This window comes from Streptomyces sp. CHD11 (assembly GCF_018638295.1).
In the GTDB taxonomy this organism is placed as follows: Bacteria; Actinomycetota; Actinomycetes; order Streptomycetales; family Streptomycetaceae; genus Streptomyces.
In genome coordinates this window covers 204,770-223,712 of sequence record NZ_JABTTS010000004.1, presented here as the reverse complement: position 1 = coordinate 223,712, position 18,943 = coordinate 204,770, and the positions used below count along the sequence as shown (strand labels likewise).

Sequence of the window (18,943 nt, the reverse complement as noted above, 5' to 3'; positions counted from 1 at the left end):
GCACTGTGCAATGAGCAGGCCCCCGACGGGTACGCGTACCAGGCTCAGGCCATGACAGGGACACCTCCTGTTCCAGGGCCGACGTAGGAAGGGCCGGCCGACATCGGGGAGCGTTCCAGGTGGTACTCGTCATCGTCTTCGGAGTGGCGCTGCTGGTGGCCGTGATGCTGTCCGGGCTGGCCGCCCGGTCGGTGCTCTCCACCTCGCTGCTGTTCCTGGTGGGCGGCGCGATCGTCAGTGACGGCTTCCTCGGTCTGATCCACATCACCCCGGACAGCGACATCGTCGGAGTCACCGCCGACCTGGCGCTCTTCGCGGTGCTGTTCACCGACGGGATGCACGTCTCCTTCCCCGCCCTGCGCCGGTCCTGGCGCAACCCGGCCCGTGCGCTCGGCCTCGGCATGCCACTGGCCTTCCTCGGGGTCGCGCTGCTGACGCACTTCCTCGTGGGCCTCGACTGGACGACGTCCTTCCTGATCGGCGCGGTGCTGGCACCCACCGACCCGGTGTTCGCCTCGGCCATCGTGGGCCGCGAGGAGGTCCCCGCCCGGCTGCGGCAACTGCTCAACATCGAAAGCGGCGTCAACGACGGCCTCGCGCTGCCGTTCGTCCTCGTCCTCATCGCGGCCGCCGCACCTGCCGGCCACGCCGAGGACGTCGGCTTCGCCTCGATCGCCGGTGAACTCCTCCTCGGGCTCCTCTTCGGCGTGGCCCTGCCGCTGCTCGTGCACTGGCTGGTCCGATTCCGGCTGCTGGGCGCGGAACCTTCGCTTCAGCCCTTGCTGCCGCTGGCGGTCGGAGTCATCCTGTACGCGGCCTGCCACCTCACCCACGCCAATCCTTATCTGGCCGCTTTCTCTGCGGGCGCGGTGATCGCCGCACTCGCGCCGCAGGCCAAGGACGCCTTCGAGCCATTGGGGGGAGCCCTGGCCGAGCTGGCCAAGTTCGCGGCGCTGCTGGTCTTCGGCGCCCTGCTCACCCCGCACCTCTTCGGCGATCTGTCGATCGGCGGCTACGCGGTGGCGGTCTTGTGCATCTTCCTCATCCGTCCGGCCTCACTGCTGCTGTCCCTGGTGGGCACCGACTTCAACCGCAAGGAGAAGCTCACCGCGGCGTGGTTCGGCCCCAAGGGCTTCGCCTCGGTGGTCTACGGACTGCTGGTGCTCCAGGCCGGCATCCCGCAGGGCGAGGAGGCGTTCACCCTGATCGCCGTCACCATCGCCTTCTCGATCGTCGCCCACAGCAGCACGGACGTACCGATCGCACGGATCTTCGACGTCGAGGAACTGATCGGCCTCCCCGACGACGGAGAACCACGGCAACGGCCCCCGGCCTCCGGCATGCAGCAGGGGCACGGCGATACGGGAACCGGCAGCCGCAACGGCCCGCCCCGTGCGTATTGAGCGGCTGCCCGCGCCGCCCGGTACGGCTGTCATCAGCAGGAGGAGCTCCGGAAGAGCGGCTACTGTCCCTCCGTTCCAGTGCCGGTTCGTCACCAGGACGCCTCCGCGTCTTCTGTTGCGCACCGGCTGACACGACGGGGCCCACCTGCACGGGTGGGCCCCTTCTGAACTCGGCCACACCAACTCTCGCAAGGCTCTCGCAGACCATGTTCCCGACGAGCACCGAGAAATGCCCGAGACCGTAACTGGGGTGTGTTCCGGCCAAGGGCGAGGGAGACGGCCGTCAGGGCGCTGTTGAAGGAGACCTCCGAGAGCACGCCGGGCGCGGGGATCGTAGGAGAGGCCGAGGGCGTAGTGCAGGACGTCATAACCGCCGTTGCCGGACTGCGGGAGACGCGGTTCCTGCGCGCCACCCTCTCGACACCGCGGAAGGTCACCACGGACCAGATGTGCTCCAGCTCGCGGAACACGAGTTCCACCGATGTGCTGCGAACCTTGGGAGTCGGCTGTAACCGTACTGACGGATCGGCTGCTCGACGACGCGCCACCTCACCGCGTCGGGAACCACGGTGACGGCACGACGTCCTGAGCCGGGACCGTGTCCGCCCGGGAGATCTCCCGGGCGGACACGACGCTCAGCCGCAGGCGGTGCCGTGCGGGGCGCAGGTGCTCGGCGACCCGTCGCCGCACACTCGCGGCCGCCACCGGCCCGGCCGCCGGCGCCCTCCTCCCCCATTACCTTCTTGGTGGCCCCGCAATGGGGCGCCCGCCCTCGCGACCGCGGCCAGTACATGAACCCGGTGATCCGGCAGGACTTCGCGGACATCGACGTCATTCGCGTCGGCGACACCTACTACGCCTCGGCCTCGACGATGCACTACTCTCCGGGCGCGCCCGTTCTGCGGTCGTACGACCTGGTGAACTGGGAGACCGCCGGCCATTCGGTACCCGTCCCCGACCTCGGCGCCAAGTACGACCTGAACGGCGCCCGCGGCTACGTCACAAGCCATCGGACCGGACGGAGGTCGCTGCTTCCGCTGCTGGACCTCGCCCCCCCTGGCCGGCTCCCCGGACGCCCCGCGCCGCGTCCGGGAGCAACCCGTTCGGACCGGGGCCCGCCCCTCCCGGACAACGAGGAGTCAGGCGCTGGCCCGGACGGCCAGGCGGGTGGGGAGGACCAGCGGGGTGGGGTCCTGCCCGTTGACGAGCGCGACGAGCATGCGCGCCATCTCCCGTCCGAGAGCCTCTACAGGCTGATGGACGGTGGTGAGCGGCGGATCGGCGATCCGGGCGACCGTCAGGTCGTCGAAGCCGACCACAGCCACGTCGGCGGGGACCCGTCGGCCGGCCTCCCGCACGGTGCGCAGCGCTCCCGCCGCCATGTTGTCGTTGGCGGCGAACACTCCGTCCACGTCGGGGTGTTCCGCCAGCAGCGCGGCCATGGCCGCGGCTCCGCTGCGCTCCGTGAAGTCCCCCTCCAGCGACGGGAACGGATCGAGACCGGCGCCCAGCATGGCGTCCCGGTATCCGCGGTACCGGGCGCGCCCGGCCTCGGTGTCCAGACGCCCGCAGATCACGGCCACGCGCCTCCGGCCGAGTGAGACCAGATACTCGGTCGCCTCGCGCGCTCCGCCGACGTTGTCCACGTCCACGTGCCAGCGGGGAGCCGAACCGACCGGGCGCCCGCCGAACACGACGGGCATCTGCGCCTCGCCGGCCATCCGGGTCAGCGGATCGTCCTCGCGCAGCGCCATCAGCATCACACCGTCCGCGCCCCTGGACCGCAGGAGCTCCCCGACCCGCTTGCGGCCCCGGTCGGAAGCGGCCAGGCACAGCATCAGATGCAGGTCCGCCTCGTCCAGCGCGGCCGACGCCCCCACGATCACCCGGGCGAAGAACGGATCGGCGAAGATCGACGGATCCTCTCCCGAGATGACCAGGGCGGCCGCTCCCGTCTGACGGGTGGCCAGCGCGCGGGCGGTCGGATTGGGTACGTAACCGAGTTGCCGCACGGCCCGTTCGACAGCCTCGCGCTTGGCTCGGCTGACGTGCGGGGCGTTGTCGAGGGCGCGGGAGGCCACGGAGCGGGACACGCCGGCGCGTTCGGCCACCTCGTCGAGCGTCGGCTGCCGACGCGGCGCTGCTTGTGCGCAGACGGGTCATCAAGGGCGGATCCCCCACGCCGGCGGGGAGCCTGCCGCGCCCCATACGCCATCCCTCCGCCTCGCTTCGGCCGCCGCAATGCCGGCCCCGCGCGGAGAACGCTGCGCATGTCCCCGTCCCGGCCAACACCGAACTCCCTGTGGCCGGGACCGGCAGGCCCGTCAAGCGTCGCCGACTGCCGGGAGGTCTGTCGACCACCCCAGCGGATGAGGGCCCACCATGTCGTCCCGGACCGGAGCAAGCGGCTCTCCGCCTGCTTCGTTGAATGCGGCCAGCGCCTCGACGAGGGCCGATCGCTGTGTCGGGCTCAGCCGCTGCACGATCTCGGTGATCGCAGCGCGGCGGCGGGCGGTGACATCGGCGACCGTGCGGCTGCCTTCCTCGGTCAGCCGGAGCAGCGTCTCACGTCGGTTGGTGGGATTCGGCTGTCGGTCGGCGAGGCCGGCGGCGATCAGGCGATCGACCATCCGCATGGCGGTGGACGGGGCGACCTGCAGGAGTTCGGCGAGCGTGACGAGCTTGGTCGCGCCCCGTGCGGACAGCACGACGAGCATTCTGAACTGCGGCAGCGTCACGCGTTCCTCGACCGCGGCGAGGGACTGCGCGGACACCGCGACCAGCAGGCGGGACGCGGTCAGCACCGCCCGGACCACCAGGTCCACATCGTCCGTCGTTCCCACAGGGTCCTCACGCTCCGGCATGCACCCTTTCTACCTCGTGCCAGTTGTTGCTCACTCACGCGGAGGGGACGGCTTTCCGTTCTCATCACCGTGGTAGCGCAGCAGAAGCATCGCAGCGTCATCGTGCGGCGGTCCGGCCACGTGCTGGGCGAGGTCTTCCCGCAGGGCTGCCAGGGCCCGGTGCGCGTCCGGGTCCTTCAGCAGGTGCGCCCGCTCACCGACGGGGTAGAAGCGGCCCTCCTTGTCGCGGGCTTCCGTGACGCCGTCGGTGTAGAGCAGGAGTTGCTCACCCGGGGCAAAGCTCAGTCGGTAGGGTTGTGGGCCCTCGCCACCGTCTTCCGCGAGTCCCAGCGGGGGCGTGAAGGCGGGCGGTTGGGGGAAGTCGACCGTTCCTTCCTTGCGTACGATCATCGGCGCCGGGTGCCCGTAGTTGATGAAGACGACCTCGTGCTCTGTGCCGATTTCGGCGAGGACGGCGGTGACGAACTTCTCCCCTTCCAGTTCCCGTGCCGCGCTGCGCTCCAGGCGTTCACCGAGTCCGGTCAGGGTGGCCTCGTCGTAGGCCGCCTCACGGAAGGCGCCCAGTACCAGCGCTGCTGTCTCCACCGCCGCCAGGCCCTTGCCCTGGACGTCCCCGACGATGACCCGTACACCGTGCGGGGAGGACACCACCTCGTACAGGTCTCCGCCGATACGTGCCTCGGCGACCGCCGACGTGTAGGACACCGCTGCCTGGAGCGGTCCGGCGATCCGCGGAACAGGGCGCAGCAGCACGCGTTGGGCGACTTCCGCGATCGACCGTACGCTGGCCAGTTCCGCCTCCCGGTGCGACCGCATCACAGCCGCTGCGACGCCCACGCCCGTGACCCCTGCCACCGAGGCCAGTGCGGTGTACCCGCGGCGTTCGTCGAACAATCCGTCGTACAAGCCCAGCGCGACGCACAGTACGAGGGACGCGAGGCCGTAGAGCGCGGTTCGGCGCCATCCGCCGACCAGCCCGGCGAAGGCCGGTCCGAGAGAGACCAACGGCAGGAACCCGACACCCGGCCCCGCCAGGATGTCCGTCACCGCCACGACTGCCATCACGACCGCCGGAGTGCAGGACAGCAGCGTCCAGTGCGACGGCGGCTTCCGGTCGGTCATGGCGGCACTCCTGCGACATCAGGGCTGTCGAGAGCCACTGGCCTCCCCTCGCAGGCGCCCCTCCCGACCTTTAGACTATGCAAAGGTGGCTCCCGCGAGACGACTGCCGTTCCACATCCTTTACCCGATCGAGTCCGAAAGACGATTCACCGAACATCCGTGAGGCCCCGCCGTGATGAACCAGAATGCGCCGATCGGCTGGCCCAGGCGGCCCACCGGCTGGCGACGCCGTGCCCTGCGCCTGCCGATATTCGCCTACCGCGTCGGACTCGACTCCCTCTTCGGCAAGCGGGTTCTTCTGCTGCACCACACCGGTAGGGTCTCGGGCCGCGACCGCACGACCGTCCTGGAGGTCGTGTCCTTCGATGCGGTCGAGGCCAGCTGGACCGTCGCCTCAGGCTTCGGACCGAATGCCGACTGGTACCAGAATCTGCACGCTCAGCCGCAGACCCTCATCCGGTTCGGCAGTCGCCCGCACCCTGTCACCGCCCGCTTCCTCCCCCCTGATGACGGAGCGGAGATCATGGCCGACTACGCGCGCCGACACCCTCGCACCGCTCGCCGCTTGTGCGCCTTCATGGGGCTGCCGGTCGACGGCGGCAACGAGTCGTTCCGTGCGGCGGGACGCGCCATCCCCTTCGTACGTCTCGAGGCAGGCGCCGGACACGGCCCGGCCGGGAAAGAACACCAGCGATGCCCAACTGACACGTAAGGCCACTGGCGGTCGCGTTTTGCACTGTGCAAGCATTGCGTCTCCTGGACCGGCCGACAGTCGATCGGCACAGGAGACCCGCCGGTCACCGGTCGGTCCTCCACCAGAAAGCGGCAGGCGCCGGCCAGGCGACCCCCTTCGGGAGGGAGACAGACGTGACCACCCCAGATCCAACCGGACGAGGAACACCACACGACCCGGAGGGCACTCCGTCTCGCGGTGGTGATGTCTGGCCGAAGTTCCTCACGGACAACGAGCGCGCCATTCACGATTCCGCCCTCCGGGAGCCCTCGGCAGGGGAACGGGCGATCGCTCGACCACCTGGCCACCCCTGCGTCGACCGGCTCGACGCAGGCCATCCGCGTCTGGAGCAGAAACCGACGGACGGCCCCAACGAGACCGTCGGTGAGCTGTGGCACCCCGACAGCGCACAGCCCACATGGCAAGAACTCGACACGCCCTCCCGGCTCCGTCACGCAATCCGACTGATCGCGACGGGTGCGGCCATATGCCTGGCGCTCGCGGCTTGGTCGATCCTGTCCACCACGGCGGGTACACCGGGTCACGACCCGGACCGCCGTACGCCCCAGCAAGTCGAAGACGAACCGGCCGCCATCCCCGCGTCGGCCCCCGAACGCGCCGATGCCAAGCCGACACTGACCACCTCCATCGAGTGAGGCAGTCTCATTCTTCCGTGATCAGACAGGCGGTCTCATCACCAGTGCATAATTGCCCCTGGTGAGTGGCCCGCTGTCCCACCGTCAGCGGGCCACTCACCGCATGTCGAAGGATCTCCATGCGTCCTCGCCGCTGTTCTCCGGACACCGCAGATGCCAAGTGGCCCTGTTCGAGCCACTGCTGCCCACGCGACGGTGCAGCGGATCCCTTCGACGATGTCTCGGCGGACCAGTATCCCCGGCCGATCACGCGGGCAGTTGCGTAGGTCAGCAGTACAGCCGGCTGGGCCTGGCAGCCTGATCAGCAGACCTGGTCACCGGCCTCATTCCCCGCCGAGCCGTCGGCCAGCGCCACGGAAGCTGTGATCCGCTTGCCCCCCGGCTCCCGGTGCATCTCGAAACTGCTACAGACCGCCGTCACGATCTCCAGACCGTGCTGCCCCACCCGGCCGGGGTCGGCGGACCGCGCAACCGGCAAGCACGACTCGCTGTCCCACACCGTGACCTCCACTGCCTCTTCACCCGCCTTCAACGTCAGCAGACACGGGCCCGGCGCGTACTTGCGGGCATTGGTCACCAACTCGCTGACCACCAACTGGATCGCCCACACCGCACGTACGGACACCTCCAAACCATGCACGGCCTGCAGGCACGCCAGGAACGATCGGGTCAGGGAACGCGCCTGGGCGATATCCTCACTGCCCTCGAGTTCGGCGGACACCGATGGCGTGCGGTCCATGAACGGCCGGAAACCGTCTTGCCGCCCGTGCAGACCCACATCTCCGCCTTAGGTCCGAAGCGCTTCCATTCCCAGACTGCTTACCCTCAAACATCACCTTCAGTCCCTCTGAAAGTGAGTGGGTACAGGCGATTGCCACGAGTGCTGACGCCCGGGCAGGGAGAGCCGGACAACACGTGGTGGACCAGCAGCGCCGTCGCAGGACCGCTGGAAGCGGCACGACAATCCGCGCGCATGCAGTCCGGTCCGGGTGATCGCGGCGCTGCCGCGCTCAAGCCCCGGCCGTCGACCAGCAGAGGGACGCCCTCTTCCATCTACGGTCCGCAGTCGGCCATAACCTCGTTGGTTCCGACGGCGCCTGGTCGAATTGCGTACACGCGGGCCGCGATCCACTCAGCCTCGGGGAAACAGGAACTGCCACAAATACCCCCGCAGACGTTGCGCTCTGCGGCGATGAAGGACATGTACTGGTTGGTTACGAAAGAGCGCCCGGGGTGCGTGCCGCGCATCGGCCGTGAGAGAGTCGCGCCGTCGCCCGCCCCTTGTTTCGGGTACTTGAGAGAGGAGAACCCGAATGCAAAGAGGTTCACGTCCCTCCCCGTGGTGTAACGCGGCTGGTAGGACAGTCAGGATGTCGGACGAGGACGCGTCCATGCTCTCGTTGGAGAGGAAGCGGCGAGGGAAGGCGAACCACTCGTCGTGAAGTTCGGCGAGGACCCCGGACACGCCGTGGACGATGCGGTGCAGGGCGGCGTTGGCCCGCCGGTCGCCGCTGTGGTCGAGCCGGCACGTACAGCCGCTTGGGGCGTCCGTCATGACTGCGATCACAAATGCAGCGTCCACGAGGACAGCGCTGGAAGACAAACGGCATGACGAGCCGAACGCGTCACGCGTGCACGCACAGTCACCTTCACGGCGCTGCCCCACCCGAGCGCTCCGGTCAGGCTGCATCGCATGGCTCCGGGCAGAGGCCCACCAAGGATGCTCCTCGGCGGAGCCTCGGTCTATCACCGGCGCTTTCACGCGTCTGTCACCAACTATGCCGACGCCCCCGGACTGTGACGCCCTGACCTGCTATAACGCACCCACGATGGACTGGCGTGGACGCCCGTAGACGGTCTCTACGACCTGTGCCATGTGGTGCCGATGCAGCCCGAATCGGAGGGCGACCCTGACAGGCTTCGCTGCGGCCTCATGCCGCGTCCCAAACGCCGGCATGCAGGACACGCGCCGCCTTGGTGATGCTCCCCGGCATCAGGTGCCGGTAGGTGCGGTACGTCTCCTCGATCGACTTGTGCCCCATCCACTCGGCCACATCGGTGATCGGATTGCCACTACCCAGCGCCCCTCACCGGAACATCAGCCATCGCCCCTTGTCATAGGCGTCCCGCAGAATCGCCTTGAGCGCGCGCAAAAAATTGACCTGATTACCCCGGCCGACACCGTCGGCCTCCAAGTCATCCAGAAAGCGCTCCACCACCATCGGCGTGACGGATATCAACTTCCGTGACCCCAGACGCGGAACGACATGCACGTCGATGAAGCTGTTGACGTGTTCGCCCGTCGAATACACGGTCATATGACGCTGCCGACGCAACCACTGCCTCGCGAACTCCGCGACCTTCTGCTGGCCCAGTTCCCAGCGCGCCTCCGCGACAGACGGCTCCGTGCGCTTCTTCTCCGCATAGATCTCTATGAGGCGGTCGATCGCCTCGCCCCGCGTTGCGAAGCCGCCCTCCTCAAGCTGCTCCCCCACGCCGTTACGGAAACGGATCGTGTACGGGTCCAGGCACCTGGTCGGTCTGGCACAGCCTCAGTCATTGAAGAACGAACCCGTACCGCGAGCGAGCTGCCGAGCCACGTAGCGAGCCTTCCGAGCGAGAGCCGGGCGTCTGCGCCAAGGCCCCGCTGCCGCCGCCACCGGGTCAGCAAGCGGGGGACTTCCCTCGACCAATGCTGACCATTTGCTGACCTGGATAGCCCGATCATGCCTCTGACCTGTGCAAACGCCCAGATACTAGATCTTGGACTTGAACATTGTACGCAACATCGGGGCACTCCCACATATAAGCTCCCTGCCTGCGTTTTTGCAGGTCAAGGGCTGTTTCGACACCTTACAACGAGTCGCGTGTCCGGGGCAGCTGTCCCCAGGTTCTTCAGGACTCGTGCTGACCACTCGCTGGCTTTCCTGACGCCCCGACAGGCGGCCGGAGGAGGGTCGCCCCTCTCGCGGACCCCACCGTGGCGACGACCCAAGCCTACGCAGCACCCCCGAAGGACGTCCGTGATCACCGTCACTCGGACGGCCTGGACGGCGGTCAAGAGCGAAGGCGCTCGACCGGAAATCGTACTCATGGTGCCTCCTCGTTCTTACCCCTTCTCCTTCGTGGCTGCCGGTCAGGTGGTGGGCAGGGCGGTGGCGAGCAGGACGACGCCGAGGGAGCCGACGAGGGAGACGACCGCCAGGGCGCGGGCCAGGTCCGCACGGCCCCTCGCGTGGGCGATGCCGTGTCCGGCCGCGGCGAGCATCACCACCACGAACAGGGCGAGTTTGGTGGTCAGGGTGCGGCCGTAGCCGGGTTCGGCGAGCGAGGCCCAGGTGACTCCCTTGTGCCAGGCCATGGCCCAGCCGGTGGCCAGTTGCACGGGCAGGAACACCGCTCCGGTCAGCATCCCGAACCGGCGGCCGGCCGCGGCGGTGAAGCTGTCCTTGGCCTCCGGGGCGAGCAGGTGCCGGGCCAGCGGCAGGATCACCAGGGAGAGGGCCAGTTGACCGCCGACCCACAGGGCGGCGCCGGCCACGTGCGCGAACCGCACCAGGGACCACCAGCCGACGGTGTCCACTACTCGCTCACCTCCACCATGCCGTGCGCGCCGGCCTCGGCGTGGCGCATGTCGTGGTCGACGAACGGGTAGTGGCCGGCCCCGGGGAACGTCGTCTCGACGAAGCCGCCCTGCGCCGGGGCCAGGTCCAGTACTTGGGCACCGCCCGCGTCGCCGGGCTTCAGCGCGTAAGCGCCCTCCTTGTACACGGTGTCGAAGACGGTGCCGACCATGTGGAAGGCGATGCCGTCGCTGGGACCCGCGGCGACCACCCAGAAGCGGGCCCGCTCGCCGGCCTTCCCCTTCAGGGGCCGCTGGGCGTACTGGTTCGCGACGCCGTTGAACAACCAGGCGTCCGGGGTGTTCCGACGCATCTTCGTCACCTGGGCCGTGCTGCCGGGCGTGCCGAGGTAGAGCTCGGAGGAGACCAGTACGTACTCGTGGTCGACCTTCGCCAGGCCGGGTGGGTCGATGATCACGGCGCCGTACATGCCGTTGCCCATGTGTTGAAGCATCGGCGAGGTGCTGCAGTGGTACAGCCACGCTCCGGCCTTCTCGGCACGGAACCGGTAGACCAGCCTCTCGCCCGGGTCGAGGGTGCGCATGGGCTTGTCGGGGGCGAGGGCGCCGGCGTGGAAGTCGATGCCGTGGCCCATACCGGTGTCGTCGTTGACGAGGGTGATCTCGAAGACGTCGCCCACCTTGCCGCGCAGGGTGGGGCCGGGTGCGGTGCCGTCGAAGGTCCACATCTGCTGTTTCACGCCGGGGGCGACCTCCACCGTGGTGCGGGCGGCGTGCAGTTCGACCTCGTGCACGGTTCCGCCGGGCGCGGGGGCGAGTTCGGCGTCGCGTGCCTGCCAGCCGTCGGAGAAGTCGGCGGCGAGGTCCAGCCCGTTCGAGGCGGTGGTGGAGTGCCCGTCGTGACCGTCCGCGTGCTCGGTCGTGCCGTTCTTCGCGGTGTCCTTCACGACGATCTCCATGGTCATCCCGGCGGCCCTGTGGCCCGGCAGGGTGCACCACGCCTCGCGGTCTTCGCTGATGGTCCCGAGGTCGAGGGTGTGGCTGTCGCCCTTGCCGAGCATCGGAGTCGACGGGCCGCCCTCGACCTCGAGGTCGTGACGCTGGGCGTCGGCGTTGGTGACCTTCAGCCGCAGTGCCGTTCCCGCGGCGACTTCGAGCCGGTCCGGGCGGACACGCATGTTGGCGAGGGTCACCTCGATGGTGCGGGTCGCGGTCGCAGCCCCGCTTCCCGCCGCCGAGGCGACGGCCGGATCGCCGGTATCACCTCCGCTGTTGGCCACGAGCACGGCCAGCACGGTCAGGACGACGCCCGCGGCCGTGCCCCACAGCGCGGGGCGCCGAGACGCACCGGCGGTTCCTGCGACCGTGGACGCCTTCCTGCCGCTGCGGACGAGTACGGGCACCGCGAGGATGAGGAACGCGGCCCCGGCCGGCGCGGCCAGCAGCATGCCGGTCGTGCCGGCGGGATCCGGCAGCGGGAGTGCCGCGAGCGCTACACCGGTGTTGAGGGCCACCAGCCGCGGCAGCCAACCCCGTTCGAGCAGCGCCCGGACGGTGGCACGGTCCTTGGGGCCGCTGCTGAGGACGACCGGAAGCAGGTAGGTGAGGGCGCCGAGGAGGATCTGGGCGGCGAAGCCGACGAGCAGCACCGGCAGCAGCGCGTCGATCGCGGCCTGTGCCTCCGCGAGCGGCCGGGCGGCGAGCCATACCAGGTCGGCCACCACGGCGATCAGCAGCCAGCAGGTGGCCGTGGCGAGCATCCAGGCTGCCGCCGCGGAGACGGGACGGTTGCCGCGCAGGGTACGCACGAGCAGGCGGACGGCGAGGGCCGCGCCCGCCACGTAGAGGGCGAGGCCCGCCGCGGCCGGCCGGGGCCGGCCGAGGGTCAGAGCGGCGGCCGCGACCAGAAGTCCGCTGCCCGCGAGCCACAGCACCCATCGGGACACCTTGGTGGTGCGGTCCTTCATCCGTACGCCCAGCACGGTCGGCCACAGCATGAACAGCGTGCCCAGGACGGGCAGCCCGATCCAGCCGAGCAACGTGACGTGGATGTGCGCCAGGCGCAGTCCGGCGTACCGGTCGGGCCCGCCGGCCCCGCCACCCGACAGCATCCAGCCCAGGACGGCGCCGGCGATCAGGGCGGCGGTGGCCGCCCGGTAGTAGGAGACGATCGGCTTGAGCCTTCCGCCGAGCGCGCCCCGCCCCAGGCGGATCAGCATCACCAGGTGCGCGCCGGCCGCGGCCACCAGCAACGCGGCGGAGACGGCGGTGAGGACGGGAGTGGCGGTCCCCACCCCGAGGAGCAGCCCGACCACGGCGAGGTTGGCCGTCGCGAGCCGGGCGGTGCTCCAGCGCTCGTCGGGGATCTTCGCGTGCAGCAGGGCGACGGCGAAGTGCTCGCTCCAGATCAGGATGGCGGTGGTGACGGCACCGAGCAGGAACATGTGCACGGACAGCCAGCGGGCCACCGGCATGGTCTCCTGCGCCGCGGCCGCGAGCAGGGCCAGGCCCAGCCAGGCCACGACCAGGACGTGGGCGCGCAGATGCCGGGCCTTCACGCCCGACGCCCTGAATCTGTTCGGGTACTTGGGGGGTCCGCTCGCGTCGCCTGTCTCGGTGGGTCCGCCGGCGATGCTGGTCATGCCACTCCTTGGTGCTTCGAACCCGCGTCGCTGTCCTTGTGCGAAGCGTTCCTGCCGTCGCTGCCGCCGGGCAGCAGCGCGGTCAGCTCCGCCTGGTAGGGGAAGGACCCGGGGACGTATCCGCACCACGGTTCCTCGGCGTACGGGTCGCCGGTGGCGCCGTACGCGCGCGATCGCGAGCCGCCGCAGACCCGGCGGAACTCGCACGCTCCGCACCGGCCGCCCAGCCGGTCGGCGTCCCGCAGTCCGGTGAAGAGCTCGGAGGTGCGGTAGATCTGCGTGAGCGGCGTCTCGCGGACGCTTCCGGCGCCCAGCGGCAGGAAGCCGCTGGGGTGCACCGTGCCGGTGTGGGAGATGAAGACGAAGCCGCGGCCCGCGTTGACGTCCAGCGGCGGACGCCGCACCCGGCGTGCTGCGGCGTCCAGGCCCAGCTCGGCGGCCCGCTCGCGCAACTCCCGGTACAGCGGACCGAGTCCGAGGACCGCCACGTGGTCACCGCCAGTGGCGGCGAGGACCCCGCGCTGCAGGGTGACGCGGCGGAAGTGGTGGGCCTCGGTGGTCTTGGCGGGCACGGTCAGGCCGACGTCGTAGACGAAGTTGAGGACGTCCTCCGTCTCCGCCGGGGTGAGTGCGCCGAGGGTGCGGCCGCGACCGGTGGGCACCAGGAAGAAGGCGCTCCACAGCATCGCGCCGTGCTCGGCGACCAGGCGGACGATGTCGGGGATGTCGTGCAGGTTGTGCCGGGCGACCGTGGTGTTGATCTGCACTTTCATGCCGAGTGCGCGCGCGGTGTCCCAGGCGTCCAGGGTCCAGCGGAACACCCCGGCCACGCCGCGGAAGGTGTCGTGGAGGTCGGCGGTGGAGCCGTCCAGGCTCAGTGAGAGGCCGACCGTACCCGCCGCGTGCAGCTCCCGCAGCCGCTCGGCGGTGAGCGTCGGCGTGCCGGAGGGGGACACCGCGACGCGGACGCCGGTCTCCCGGCCGTGGGCGATGAGTTCGGTCAGGTCGGGTCGCTGGAACGGGTCGCCACCGGTGATCACGAACAGCGGGGCGGGCTGCCCGAAGGCGGCCACTTGGTGCAGCAGGTCCTTGGCGGCGGCGGTGTCCAGTTCGCGCGGGTCGCGGTCGGGCACGGCCTCGGCGCGACAGTGCAGGCAGGCCAGCGGGCAGGCCCGGGTGGACTCCCAGATGACGATGAACGGCCGCTCCCCCGCGTCGTGCCGCTGACGCCGGATGGGCTGGGCTGCGGCGTTCACCGCGCAGCCCTTCCGAGTGCCCGGAGGCTGTGTCCGGCCGCCCTGGAGTCAGGGCAGACGAGGCGGGCGGCCGGTGACCTGCCCGGACCGTGCGCGGCACCCACCGCGAGCGACAGCGGTGGAATCGGCCTCGAGGGCGGTCGATGTGGTCGTGCACGGGATACCTCCGGATCGGTCGCCGTCAGCATCCGCCGGTGGCGGTGGTCGGCGCGGCGGCCGATGGTCTTGTCGAACAGGGCCGTTGGTCCTTCTTCGCGGCAAGCACAAGAGGGCCGGACGGACCGTCAGGGAGGCAGCGCGTGCGGGATCCCCTGCGGCAGCCGGCACCCCGGGGAGACGAAAGCGCCGGTGCCGTCCGTGAGCGCCGCCGCAGGGGCGAGGACGGTTCGGAGAGTGGGGTGTCAGGGCGTCCGCGGTGGTCACCAGGGCTCGGCACCGCCGCAACCACATACGCCGCCGCAGCCGCCGGTCTCCCCGATCCGCCCTTCGTACATGTCGTGCCCTCCCTCATCGTGCTGGTCCTCTTGGAGCTCCTTGGCGGACGAGCCGTACGCGAGCCGGTGATGCATGTCCGCGAGCAACTCCGCCGGCAGGTCACGGTCGGCCCGGCCGACCGGTGCGGGTGGGTATGCCATTGCCGGGGTGCGGGTAGCGGTGAGGAGGATGTGGCGTCCGGCCGCGAGGGCGGCCGGACGCACGACCGAACCGGGCGCCACGCGCCGTACGCGCTACACCTGCGGCGGTCAGGGACGGGGGAGTCGGCCGCCTGGCAGGCACGGAACGCGGTCGCACAGAGGGGCATCCGCGGTTCGGTCAATGTCCAGCATGCACGGTCGGGGGCGCTGACTCCTCGGCCGACCGGACCCCACCACAGGGACCATCGGGCCCTGTTGCGACCCGCAGGACCGGGCCGGAAGGCCATCCGGCAGGGACCGCCGGCCCCAGGTGGGGCGCGCGGTGTGCCGCCTAGCGTTCCCGGTCATGGAGAACGATCAGAACGCACGGCGTGAGGCGCTGCGCACCGGTGAAAGCTGGCCGCTGGCCGCCCGCAGGCTGCTCACCCGCCGCGAGGTGTCCGCCGACGGGCGCGCCGTGTTCGGCACTGGCGATCCGAAGTGGGAGGGCTTCTACCGGGACCGCTGGTCCCACGACAGGGTGGTGCGCTCCACGCACGGGGTGAACTGCACGGGTTCGTGTTCGTGGATGGTGTACGTCAAGGACGGGATCATCACCTGGGAGCACCAGGCCACCGACTATCCGTCGATCGGTGCGGACTGCCCGGAGTACGAGCCCCGCGGCTGTCCACGGGGGGCCTCCTTCTCCTGGTACACCTACTCCCCCAGCCGGGTCCGCTACCCCTACGTGCGGGGCGCGCTGCTGAAGCTGTGGCGCGAGGCCCGCAGACGGCTGGACGACCCGGTGGCCGCCTGGGCCGAGATCACCGGCGACCCGGCGAAGGCGCGGGCGTACAAGCGGGCCCGCGGCAAGGGCGGTCTGGTGCGCGCCGGCTGGGACGAGGTGAGCGAGCTGATCGCCGCCGCCCAGGTGTACACCGTCAAGACGTACGGTCCCGACCGCGTCGCCGGCTTCTCGCCCATCCCGGCGATGTCGATGGCGTCCTTCGCGGCAGGGGCACGGTTCCACTCACTGATCGGCGGCACGCTGCTGTCGTTCTACGACTGGTACGCCGACCTGCCGATCGCCTCCCCGCAGGTGTTCGGCGACCAGACCGACGTGCCGGAGGCGGCCGACTGGTGGAACGCCGGCTACCTGATCATGTGGGGCTCCAACATCCCGGTCACCCGCACGCCCGACGCGCACTTCCTGACCGAGACCCGCTACAACGGCACCAAGGTCGTCGCGGTCAGCCCGGACTACGCGGACAACGTCAAGCACGCCGACGAGTGGATGTCCCCGCACCCCGGTACGGACGGGGCGCTGGCGATGGCCATGGGGCATGTGATCCTGCGCGAGTTCCTCGTGGACCGCGAAGTGCCCTACTTCCAGGACTACCTGCGGAAGTTCACCGACGCGCCGTTCCTGGTGACCCTGCGCGAGCACGACCACGGTCTCGTCCCGGACGGGTTCCTGACCGCCGCAGACCTCGGCCAGGACGGCGAGGAGAACGCGGGGTCCAAGACCGTTCTCCTGGACCGGGCCACGGGCGGGCCCGTGGTCCCCGGCGGCTCGCTCGGCTTCCGGTGGGGAGAAACCGGGCGAGGCCGCTGGAACCTCGAACTGGGTGATGTCGTCCCTGAGTTGAGCCTTGCGGAGGGTGCGGAGGGCACGGCTGAGGTCGCGCTGCCCCGCTTCGACGAGGGGACCACGGAGGGCGGTTCGGTCATGGTCCGGGGCGTTCCGGTCCGCCGGATCGGCGGCCGGCTCGTCACCACCGTCTTCGACCTGATGCTCGCCCAGTACGGGGTACGGCGCCCCGGGATGCCGGGCACATGGCCGTCGTCGTACGAGGACGCGAGCGAGCCGTACACGCCCGCCTGGCAGGAAACGATCACCTCGGTCCCTGCGGAGCAGACGGCCCGGATCGCCCGGGAGTTCGCCCGCAACGCGGAGCGCACCAACGGCCGTTCCATGATCGCGCTGGGGGCCGGCACCAACCACTGGTACCACTCCGACACGATCTACCGGGCGTTCCTGGCCCTGACCACCATGACCGGCTGCCAGGGCGTCAACGGCGGCGGCTGGGCGCACTACGTCGGCCAGGAGAAGGTCCGCCCGGTCACCGGGCAGCAGCATCTTTCGTTCGCCTTCGACTGGCAGCGGCCCACCCGGCACATGGCGGGCACCTCGTACTGGTACCTGAACTCCGACCAGTGGCGCTACGAGGCGTTCGGGCCCGACGAGCTGGCCTCCCCGCTCGGCAGCGGTCGGTTCGAGGGCAAGGCGTTCGCGGACACACTCGCGCAGGCCGTGCGGCTGGGCTGGACCCCCGGCCACCCCGGCTTCAACCGCAATCCCCTCGACCTGACCGACGAAGCAGCCGCCGCAGGGCGGCCGGTCGCCGAGCACATCGTCGACGAGCTGAAGTCCGGGCGGTTGCGGTTCGCCGCCGAGGACCCGGACGACCCGGCCAGCTTCCCGCGCGTACTGACCGTGTGGCGGGCGAACCTGCTGGGTTCCTCCGGCAAGGGCAACGAGTACTTCCTGCGTCATCTGCTGGGCACCGACGCGGCAGTCCGCTCCGAGGAGACCCCGGCCGAGCACAGGCCGAAGGACGTGGTGTGGCGGGACGAGGCGCCCGAGGGCAAGCTCGACCTGCTGGTCACCATGGACTTCAGGATGACCTCCACCGGTCTGTTCTCCGACGTCGTGCTGCCGGCCGCGACCTGGTACGAGAAGGACGACCTGTCATCCACAGACATGCACCCCTTCGTGCACGCCTTCACCCCGGCCATCGCCCCGCCGTGGCAGGCCCGCACCGACTACGACACGTTCCTGACCATGGCCGACAGGTTCAGCGAGCTGGCCGCCGGGCACCTGGGCACGCGTACCGACGTCCTGGCGGTGCCGCTGACCCATGACACCCCCGACGAACTCGCCCAGCCGGGCGGGGTGGTGCGGGACTGGAAGACCGGGGAGTGCGAGCCGATACCGGGCCGGACCATGCCCAAGCTGGCCGTCATCGAACGGGACTACGCCGCGATCGCGCAGAAGATGCGCGCCGTCGGCCCGCTGCTGGACACCCTGGGGACCACCACCAAGGGCATCACCGTCCACCCGGACCGGGAGATCGACGACCTGCGGCACCGCAACGGCACCGTCCGGGACGGGATCGCCGCCGGCCGGCCCTCGCTCGCCACCGCCTCCGACATGTGCGAAGCGATCCTCGCCCTGTCCGGCACCACCAACGGCCGACTGGCCACCGAGGGCTTCCGCGAGATGGAGCGGCAGACCGGCAGCGAAGGGCTCGTCGAGCTCGCCTCCGAGCGGGAGGCCGAGCGGATCACCTTCGCCGACACCCGCACCCAACCACGCTCCGTGATCACCTCCTACGAGTGGTCGGGCTCGGAGACGGGTGGTCGCCGCTATTCCCCGTTCGTCATCAACACCGAGCACAAGAAGCCCTGGCACACCCTCACCGGCCGCCAGCACTTCTTCGTCCAGCACGACTGGATCGCCGAACTCGGTGAGCAGCTACCGGTCTACCGGCCGCCGTTGAACACACCCCGGCACTACGGCGACGAGCAGCTGCGCGAGGACGGCCGGGCGGAGGTCACCGTCCGCTATCTGACCCCGCACTCGAAGTGGTCCATCCACTCCAACTACCAGGACAACAAGTACATGCTCGACCTGTCCCGCGGCGGACCCGCCATCTGGATGTCGCTGGAGGACGCCGAGAGGATCGGCGTGAAGGACAACGAGTGGATCGAGGCGTACAACCGCAACGGCGTCGTCGCCGCCCGGGCCGTGGTCACCCACCGCATGCCGGAGGGAACCGTGTACATGTACCACGCCCAGGACCGCAACGTGAACGTCCCGAAGACCGAGGTCAGCGGCCGCCGCGGCGGCATCCACAACTCCCTCACCCGCCTGCTGCTCAAGCCCACCCACCTCGCCGGTGGTTACGCCCAGTTCACCTACGCCTTCAACTACTACGGTCCGACCGGCAACCAGCGCGACGAGGTCACTGTCATCCGCCGTCGCTCGCAGGATGTGGAGTACTGAC

14 protein-coding genes and 1 pseudogene are annotated in these 18,943 nt (G+C 70.0%); 5 read left to right on the top strand and 10 right to left on the bottom strand.

Annotation, left to right across the window (positions count from 1 at the left end):
* Positions 1–119 precede the first annotated feature (119 nt).
* Positions 120–1,403 carry a sodium:proton antiporter gene (locus HTV45_RS06525; protein WP_215204642.1) on the top strand — a complete coding sequence of 428 codons (1,284 nt, stop codon included), beginning with the start codon at positions 120–122 and terminating at the stop codon, positions 1,401–1,403.
* Positions 1,404–2,016: 613 nt separating this feature from the next.
* A pseudogene (locus HTV45_RS34995) lies at positions 2,017–2,404 on the top strand (family 43 glycosylhydrolase); the annotation flags it as partial.
* 138 nt (positions 2,405–2,542) lie between these two features.
* On the opposite strand, the gene HTV45_RS06515 reads toward HTV45_RS34995, so the two are convergent.
* The 3 genes from HTV45_RS06515 to HTV45_RS06505 form a co-directional block, all read right to left on the bottom strand.
* The gene (locus tag HTV45_RS06515) at positions 2,543–3,514 is read right to left on the bottom strand and encodes a LacI family DNA-binding transcriptional regulator (protein ID WP_215204641.1); all 972 of its coding nucleotides are present in this window, start codon (positions 3,512–3,514) and stop codon (positions 2,543–2,545) included.
* A 213-nt stretch (positions 3,515–3,727) separates the two neighbouring features.
* Entirely contained in the window at positions 3,728–4,267 is a 540-nt protein-coding gene (locus HTV45_RS06510; protein ID WP_215204640.1) for a MarR family winged helix-turn-helix transcriptional regulator, read from the bottom strand.
* 30 nt (positions 4,268–4,297) lie between these two features.
* Entirely contained in the window at positions 4,298–5,389 is a 1,092-nt protein-coding gene (locus HTV45_RS06505; protein ID WP_215204639.1) for a PP2C family protein-serine/threonine phosphatase, read from the bottom strand.
* Between the two features lie 175 nt (positions 5,390–5,564).
* Here HTV45_RS06505 and HTV45_RS06500 point away from each other — a divergent pair, with 175 nt between their 5' ends.
* The gene (locus HTV45_RS06500) at positions 5,565–6,101 is read left to right on the top strand and encodes a nitroreductase family deazaflavin-dependent oxidoreductase (RefSeq protein ID WP_215204638.1); all 537 of its coding nucleotides are present in this window, start codon (positions 5,565–5,567) and stop codon (positions 6,099–6,101) included.
* A 155-nt stretch (positions 6,102–6,256) separates the two neighbouring features.
* Positions 6,257–6,778, top strand: coding sequence for a hypothetical protein (locus HTV45_RS06495; RefSeq protein WP_215204637.1), 522 nt, complete (start codon positions 6,257–6,259; stop codon positions 6,776–6,778).
* Between the two features lie 301 nt (positions 6,779–7,079).
* On the opposite strand, the gene HTV45_RS06490 is transcribed toward HTV45_RS06495, so the two are convergent.
* The 7 genes from HTV45_RS06490 to HTV45_RS06465 all read right to left on the bottom strand — a co-directional run bounded on the left by HTV45_RS06490 (position 7,080) and on the right by HTV45_RS06465 (position 14,894).
* The gene (locus tag HTV45_RS06490) at positions 7,080–7,517 is read right to left on the bottom strand and encodes an ATP-binding protein (RefSeq protein WP_215204678.1); all 438 of its coding nucleotides are present in this window, start codon (positions 7,515–7,517) and stop codon (positions 7,080–7,082) included.
* Positions 7,518–8,709: 1,192 nt separating this feature from the next.
* Positions 8,710–8,832 (bottom strand): hypothetical protein, encoded by a 123-nt coding sequence (locus tag HTV45_RS34785; protein ID WP_285899620.1) that lies wholly within the window; start codon positions 8,830–8,832, stop codon positions 8,710–8,712.
* Positions 8,833–8,865: 33 nt separating this feature from the next.
* Positions 8,866–9,273, bottom strand: coding sequence for a hypothetical protein (locus HTV45_RS34110; protein ID WP_308309219.1), 408 nt, complete (start codon positions 9,271–9,273; stop codon positions 8,866–8,868).
* A 641-nt stretch (positions 9,274–9,914) separates the two neighbouring features.
* The gene (locus tag HTV45_RS06480) at positions 9,915–10,361 is read right to left on the bottom strand and encodes a hypothetical protein (protein WP_215204636.1); all 447 of its coding nucleotides are present in this window, start codon (positions 10,359–10,361) and stop codon (positions 9,915–9,917) included.
* Positions 10,361–13,003 carry a multicopper oxidase domain-containing protein gene (locus HTV45_RS06475; RefSeq protein WP_215204635.1) on the bottom strand — a complete coding sequence of 881 codons (2,643 nt, stop codon included), beginning with the start codon at positions 13,001–13,003 and terminating at the stop codon, positions 10,361–10,363. Before HTV45_RS06475 ends, HTV45_RS06480 begins: the two co-directional genes overlap by 1 nt.
* Positions 13,000–14,259, bottom strand: a complete 1,260-nt coding sequence (locus tag HTV45_RS06470) for a TIGR04053 family radical SAM/SPASM domain-containing protein (protein ID WP_215204634.1) — start codon at positions 14,257–14,259, stop codon at positions 13,000–13,002. Before HTV45_RS06470 ends, HTV45_RS06475 begins: the two co-directional genes overlap by 4 nt.
* 419 nt (positions 14,260–14,678) lie before the next feature.
* Positions 14,679–14,894, bottom strand: a complete 216-nt coding sequence (locus HTV45_RS06465) for a hypothetical protein (RefSeq protein ID WP_215204633.1) — start codon at positions 14,892–14,894, stop codon at positions 14,679–14,681.
* Between the two features lie 346 nt (positions 14,895–15,240).
* Between HTV45_RS06465 and HTV45_RS06460 the strand changes: the two genes are divergently transcribed.
* Entirely contained in the window at positions 15,241–18,942 is a 3,702-nt protein-coding gene (locus HTV45_RS06460) for a nitrate reductase subunit alpha (RefSeq protein WP_215204632.1), read from the top strand.
* Position 18,943 lies beyond the last annotated feature (1 nt).

What these genes read in the sequence shown, in the direction of transcription:
- HTV45_RS06500 (WP_215204638.1), top strand. Translation starts at nt 5,565, where the DNA reads ATGAACCAGAATGCGCCGATCGGCTGGCCCAGGCGGCCCACCGGCTGG.
- HTV45_RS06510 (WP_215204640.1), bottom strand. Translation starts at nt 4,267, where the DNA reads ATGCCGGAGCGTGAGGACCCTGTGGGAACGACGGACGATGTGGACCTG.
- HTV45_RS06460 (WP_215204632.1), top strand. Translation starts at nt 15,241, where the DNA reads ATGGAGAACGATCAGAACGCACGGCGTGAGGCGCTGCGCACCGGTGAA.
- HTV45_RS06465 (WP_215204633.1), bottom strand. Translation starts at nt 14,894, where the DNA reads ATGGCATACCCACCCGCACCGGTCGGCCGGGCCGACCGTGACCTGCCG.
- HTV45_RS06505 (WP_215204639.1), bottom strand. Translation starts at nt 5,389, where the DNA reads ATGACCGACCGGAAGCCGCCGTCGCACTGGACGCTGCTGTCCTGCACT.
- HTV45_RS06490 (WP_215204678.1), bottom strand. Translation starts at nt 7,517, where the DNA reads ATGGACCGCACGCCATCGGTGTCCGCCGAACTCGAGGGCAGTGAGGAT.
- HTV45_RS06475 (WP_215204635.1), bottom strand. Translation starts at nt 13,003, where the DNA reads ATGACCAGCATCGCCGGCGGACCCACCGAGACAGGCGACGCGAGCGGA.